Origin of the sequence: Rhizobium phaseoli (genome assembly GCF_003985125.1) — a bacterium.
GTDB lineage: Bacteria > Pseudomonadota > Alphaproteobacteria > Rhizobiales > Rhizobiaceae > Rhizobium > Rhizobium phaseoli.
In genome coordinates this window covers 1-5,562 of record NZ_ML133619.1, presented here as the reverse complement: position 1 = coordinate 5,562, position 5,562 = coordinate 1, and the positions used below count along the sequence as shown (strand labels likewise).

Annotated in this window: 3 protein-coding genes and 2 pseudogenes; 4 read left to right on the top strand and 1 reads right to left on the bottom strand. The window is 57.2% G+C overall.

Annotated elements, in window-relative coordinates:
- Positions 1-696: 696 nt before the first annotated feature.
- Positions 697-771: pseudogene (locus tag EFD56_RS33795) on the bottom strand (hypothetical protein); the annotation flags it as partial.
- 837 nt (positions 772-1,608) lie between these two features.
- Here EFD56_RS33795 and EFD56_RS33550 point away from each other — a divergent pair.
- From EFD56_RS33550 to EFD56_RS32155, 4 genes and pseudogenes are all read left to right on the top strand, one after another.
- Positions 1,609-1,734, top strand: coding sequence for a hypothetical protein (locus EFD56_RS33550; RefSeq protein ID WP_004676277.1), 126 nt, complete (start codon positions 1,609-1,611; stop codon positions 1,732-1,734).
- A gap of 114 nt (positions 1,735-1,848) precedes the next feature.
- Positions 1,849-2,934 (top strand): HlyD family secretion protein, encoded by a 1,086-nt coding sequence (locus tag EFD56_RS32165; RefSeq protein WP_008533948.1) that lies wholly within the window; start codon positions 1,849-1,851, stop codon positions 2,932-2,934.
- Between the two features lie 27 nt (positions 2,935-2,961).
- A complete protein-coding gene (locus EFD56_RS32160) occupies positions 2,962-5,109 on the top strand; it encodes a peptidase domain-containing ABC transporter (protein ID WP_004676279.1) in 2,148 nt (715 codons plus the stop codon).
- Between the two features lie 108 nt (positions 5,110-5,217).
- A pseudogene (locus EFD56_RS32155) lies at positions 5,218-5,562 on the top strand (DDE-type integrase/transposase/recombinase); the annotation flags it as partial.

Sequence of the window (5,562 nt, the reverse complement as noted above, 5' to 3'; positions counted from 1 at the left end):
CGCCTTCATCACCTTGCTTCAGAATGAACGCCTTCTGAGCGTCCGAAAACTGCGACGCTTTCATCGTCTTCTGGTCCCTTTCCCAGCCAGGAAAATGCACCGGAAAACTCTAACCAAAACTGGTCCAGTTTGAAGGGTTCAGATCAAAGTGCACAAGATGGTGGCGAATGGGAACGTAGGGTCGTCGCCTCGATCGCCAAGAAATTGAAAAGGGGCCAGCGAGGAGCGCCTTTTGGCTCGCATCGCCGGGTCCGCGATCAAGGCCCTCGACGGAGCGGTGCCGAAATTGCCGAACAGGCGATACTTTCGGCTCTGGTCCGCAAATACAAGACTGGCGGTTCCTAAGCAGCGAGCCCAGGCGGTGCCACGTTCCTCCTACGGCATTTCATTATCCACGCATGTTGCCGAGGCTGCTGAGCCTGCTCGAATTCCGGAATAATGCAGCACATCGGGTCCGCCATCGCGGCGCTGGAATGGCTCAAGCGTCTGATCGACGAGGACGACAGACGGATCGACCCGTATCGATCCGAGACCTGGCTGTAGGCCTGAAGGCCTAGCATCCTGCCGTATTTCACGTTTACCAGGGCGTCGCCTTGCGCTGTGGCGGCAAATAATAGGCCGTCGCTCGAAGCCGGAGTGCCCATGGATCGGTAACCCCGCCTGCGCCTCGACCACCCTGGCTAGCGCCCGGTCGTAGGCTTCGCTCTCGACATGCCACTGTCGAACACGGATTAACACCCACAAGGTGTGGGTGTCTGTGGCATCGGCCATCATGCGCAGGCCAAAGCTAGTCTCTTCTGCGAGGATGACGTTCATCGCAGGGCGCTCGTGTACGCAGATGACTGAATGCTTCGCAGAAGCCAGTCGCAGCATCCACGTCTGGACGTCGCCTTCGCAATCGAGCCGCCCGGAATCGTAACAGCCCGAGCTGGCGCGGCCAAGCTCGCGTAACCGGATGTCGAGGTGAGCTTGAGATTTGCCAGCTATCCTCCTGTCGCAACGGCCCCGCGAGACGATCGCTGTCGGCCACAGCCTGGGCCGGAACAAGTGCAGGTCTGAGATCGCCATAGCGTCGGGACCCGCCCAAGCATTGCCCAATAGGTCTCGTGTTTCTTTTCGCATCCGGTGGATCTTTTACTTGACACATCCGGCCATAGCATCTGCCAATAGGGACAAGGCCCGCGGCACCAAGCGGCGCATCCGCGCCCACTATCGTGCGGAGGGCCACTAACAATTCACCAGGTTTCAGAGTGAATCAGCAGCAACAAAAATCGACGGCGAACTCGATGGGGGCTACGCGGATGGGGGCGCGCTTACTGAGCGCCGAGTCTCAACTGTACCGTCGCCACCGAACTTTGGAGCTGTCGATCCTGTTCAGGACGTTCATTCAGAACCCTACTCGGTTTGTCGTGCTTGCGACAGCGTGATGTGCGGTTTGGCACGTCTCGGCGCTCTAGGGCAGCCATTGAATAACATACAGAACAGTTTTCTGATGCTTTTCGCTCCTTCTGCATTGGCACGAATCTTGAACCTTTTTGTTGCGCGCCGCTAGGAGCTCCCAACGGGGGCCTTGGCATCTTCTCAATCCAGCTCTGAACGGAGACACCAATGATGAACAACATGGCAGCCTATCGTGTAACCGAATTAACCCCTCAAGAAGCAGCTGAAACCTCCGGAGGTTGGTATTTTTGGGTTTACTTGTTTTTGCGACGTTACGGACACTTGTTTGGTTGATAAGCGAGCTGGCTCTCGATGGCTCCTAGTGACTACAGACTAGCAGTTCCCCTTTCTGCTGAAACGGCCAGCTGCACCGCAGAAAGCATACTGGCGCGACGATCAGGACGATCCTTGAGCATTTATAGGGCGATCTTGCTCTTCGTCGCCGCGGCATTTGGCTCACTGCCACTCGTTACCATACCGGTCTCCATGCAGAGTGTCGGTACTATTCGCCCGATCGTGGAGAAGACGCCCCTGATAGCGCCCGTCTCCGGACGCATCTCCCGTGTCCTTGCCTTTGAGAACGATGTCGTTGCTAAGGGGAAGGAAATAATCGCCTTTGACGATCATGTAATCGAGGAAAAGCTCAGCGGGGTTTTAGCCGACATTCATGCCAAGAGCGATCTTGCCCATGACTTCCAAACGCTGATTTCTTCCGGCGCAAGGCTCAGCGTCTCGCCCCCCCTCCAAACCGAATCCGCGACGGCTGAAAGGGTGCATTTTCTCAACTTGCTGCGCGAGAACCAAAATGCGCGCAGTAACGCCGCGGCGGAACTCGACCGCGCAAAGCGACTTGTCTCGGCTGCTGCGGCGCCGGCGAAGACCGTTGACGAGAAGGCTTTCGCTCTCCAAAATATCGAGGTCCAAGGCGAGATCCTCGTGCGACGCAAAACCGCTGATTGGAACCAGAAGCTCCTTGATGCTAACCTGCGCTTAAAGGAACTCACGGCCACCTTGCATCAGCTCGAGCACGAACGGGACCTGCACCGCATCCGCGCCCCAGTATCGGGTGCTCTCGAGCAGTTCTCCGGCCTCGCGCACGGAAGCTACGTGCAGAGCGGGCAAACCGTTGGTTGGATCTCGCCGAACGACGATCTGGTGGCGGAAATCTACGTCTCCCCCAACGACATTGGCTTTGTGCAGCCTGGTCAGCCGGTGCGGCTCCAAGTGGATGCCTTTAACTACAACCAATGGGGTGTCATCAAAGCAAGGGTGGTCGAGGTGGCGCAGGACTTCACTCTGCATGACGGGAACCCGGTCTTCAAGGTCCAGTGCGCGCTCTCTCGCAGCGAACTCGCGCTGAAAAGCGGGGCCATCGGCCACCTGAAGAAAGGCATGACCGTGCGGGCTCGCTTTCTGTTGGCCAATCGCACTCTCCTGCAACTGCTCTACGACGAGGCAGACGATTGGCTCAACCCGATGCTGGCGGGGCGCTAATATTGTCCCAACAGCCAGCGAGCCTCCATGTCGAGTAAGGCCATTAAGTTCAAACAGCGTGACATCACGGATTGCGGCGCCGCCAGCCTCGCATCTGTCGCAGCCTTCTATGGCTACAAGTTGCCATTGGCGCGCATCCGCCAGTATGCGTCGACCGACCGCTCCGGTACGAGTGTGCTGGGGCTCACGGAAGCGGCGCAGAAGCTGGGCTTCATCGCGAAAGGCGTCAAAGGTGGCTTCGACAGCCTGTACAAGATCCCCAAGCCCGCTATCGCGCACGTCGTCAAGGAGGACCTGCACCATTTCGTAGTGGTCCATGCGATCGACGCCAAGTGGGTCATCGTCATGGACCCGGCCTTGGGCGAAATCTGCAAAGTGCCGCATCAGGAATTCATGGAGCAATGGACCGGCGTTCTGGTTTTGCTGGTTCCGGCAGACACATTCAATCGTCGAGACGAGACCACGTCGCCCCTCGCCCGATTCGCCCGCCTACTCGCGCCACACCGCACGGTGATGGCGCAGGCTCTCGTCGGCGCTCTTGTGACGACCGTCCTCAGTCTCTCGACGGCGATCTACGTTCAGAAGATCGTTGATCACGTGATCCCAGCGGGAAACCGCAACCTGCTCAACTTGATGAGCATCGCAATGCTGCTGATCCTAGCGATACAGATCCTGATCAACCTCCTAAGAGGCCGACTCGTCCTGCAGACGGGGCAGAAGATCGACGTATGCTTGATCCTCGGCTATTACAATCACATCCTGGCCCTGCCCCAGAAGTTCTTCGATAGCATGCGCATGGGAGAAATCGTGTCGCGCATGAACGACGCTGTGAAAATCAGGAGCTTCCTGAACGACGTTTCGATAAACATGTTTGTTGACATTTTAATGATACTGTTCTCGTTCGGAATGATGTTCATCTATTCCTGGAATATTGCTTTGATCGTGGCGCTCGCCATTCCAATGTACATCCTGGTATATTGGGCCATCAATCGGATGAATCGAAATCTCCAACGAGTCATCATGGAAAATGACGCCAAACTCGAGGCGCAACTGGTAGAATCACTCGGAGCTGTCTCCACCATTAAGACTTCCGGCGTCGAGAGCTTCGCAAACTTCAAAATGGAGACCCGCTTCGTAAAGATGCTGCATTCCGTCTACAGCTCCGGGCTGATCTCAATCTGCGGCGACAACGCCTCGACGTTGCTGTCGGTCCTGTTCACCATCGTGCTGATGTGGTTTGGAACCACGCTTGCGCTCGAACAGGCCGTCACGCCCGGCGAATTGCTGTCCTGCTATACGTTGCTTGGCTATATCACCCGGCCGGTCGCCCGCCTGATCCAGACCAACCGGATCGTTCAAGACGCGTTTATCGCGGCGGATAGACTTTTCGAGATCTTTGAACTGGAGTCGGCAAGCAGCAGCGGCATCGATGCTACGAAGACCGATCTCGGAGATATTCGCCTGGAGAACGTCACATTCCGCTATGGCGCGCAGGCGGAGGTTTTCAGCGATCTAAGCGTCTCCTTTCGCCAAGGAGAGTTGACGGCCGTCGTGGGTGAGAGCGGCTCGGGCAAAAGCACCCTTGCGGCTCTGCTGCAGAATGTCTACCAGCTTGAGGATGGATGCATTCGGATCGGCCAATATGCCCTCCAGGATTTCTCGAGCGCATCACTGCACAAGGTCATGGCTGCAGTACCGCAATCGATAGACGTCTTCTCCGGTTCCGTGATCGAGAACATCGCCCTGGGCGAGTTCGAACCGGAGTTCGATAAGATCGTACGCATCTGTGATCGAATAGGACTGCGGGAGTGCATCGAGCGCTGGCCCGGGCGGTTCCAGGCCCATCTGGGCGAGAACGGGGTTCGCCTCTCCGGAGGTGAGAAGCAGCGCCTCGCATTGGCTCGGGCCCTGTACCGGGATCCCGACGTTCTAATCCTTGACGAAGCGACCTCCTCTCTGGACTCGGCAGCCGAAGAATTTGTGCTGCGGGTTGTTGAGGATCTGTCTCGCGCTGGGAAGACCATCATAGTCATCACTCATCGGTTGAGCACCGTTCGTGGGGCGGACAATATTGTGGTCCTGGACAAGGGGCGGGTCATTGAGGAGGGAAAGCACGCTGACCTAGTGAGAACTGATGGCCCTTACGCTCGATTATGGCGGGCGCCAAGGTCGTGATCCGTGTAGGCCCTGTCGGCTCGAGGATTGAAAACGGTTGTGAACGTCACGGTTAAGCAGCATGGCAACATTGTCGGCTGTGAACTTGAAGCGGCGGTGATCGGAACGTGGGCGATGGACTTCGTTCACGACCAACTCGCAACGGGTAAGAAACTGCGCGTGCTGACGGTGGTCGACACCTTCTCGCGCTACGTGCCGGTGCTTGATCCACGTCATAGCTATAGAGGCGAAGACGTTGTGCAAACCCTTGAACGGGTGTGCCAAAAAGCCGGCTATCCGAAAACGATCCGTGTCGACCAAGGGACCGAGTTCGTGTCGCGCGACTTGGACCTGCGGGCCTATTCCAAGGGTGTGACGTTGGACTTCTCACGCCCCGGCAAGCCGACTGATAATGCTTTCATCGAAGCGTTCAATGGCCGCTTCCGTGCAGAATGCCTGAACCAGCATTGGTTC

What these genes read in the sequence shown, in the direction of transcription:
- EFD56_RS33550 (WP_004676277.1), top strand. Translation starts at nt 1,609, where the DNA reads ATGATGAACAACATGGCAGCCTATCGTGTAACCGAATTAACCCCTCAA.
- EFD56_RS32160 (WP_004676279.1), top strand. Translation starts at nt 2,962, where the DNA reads ATGTCGAGTAAGGCCATTAAGTTCAAACAGCGTGACATCACGGATTGC.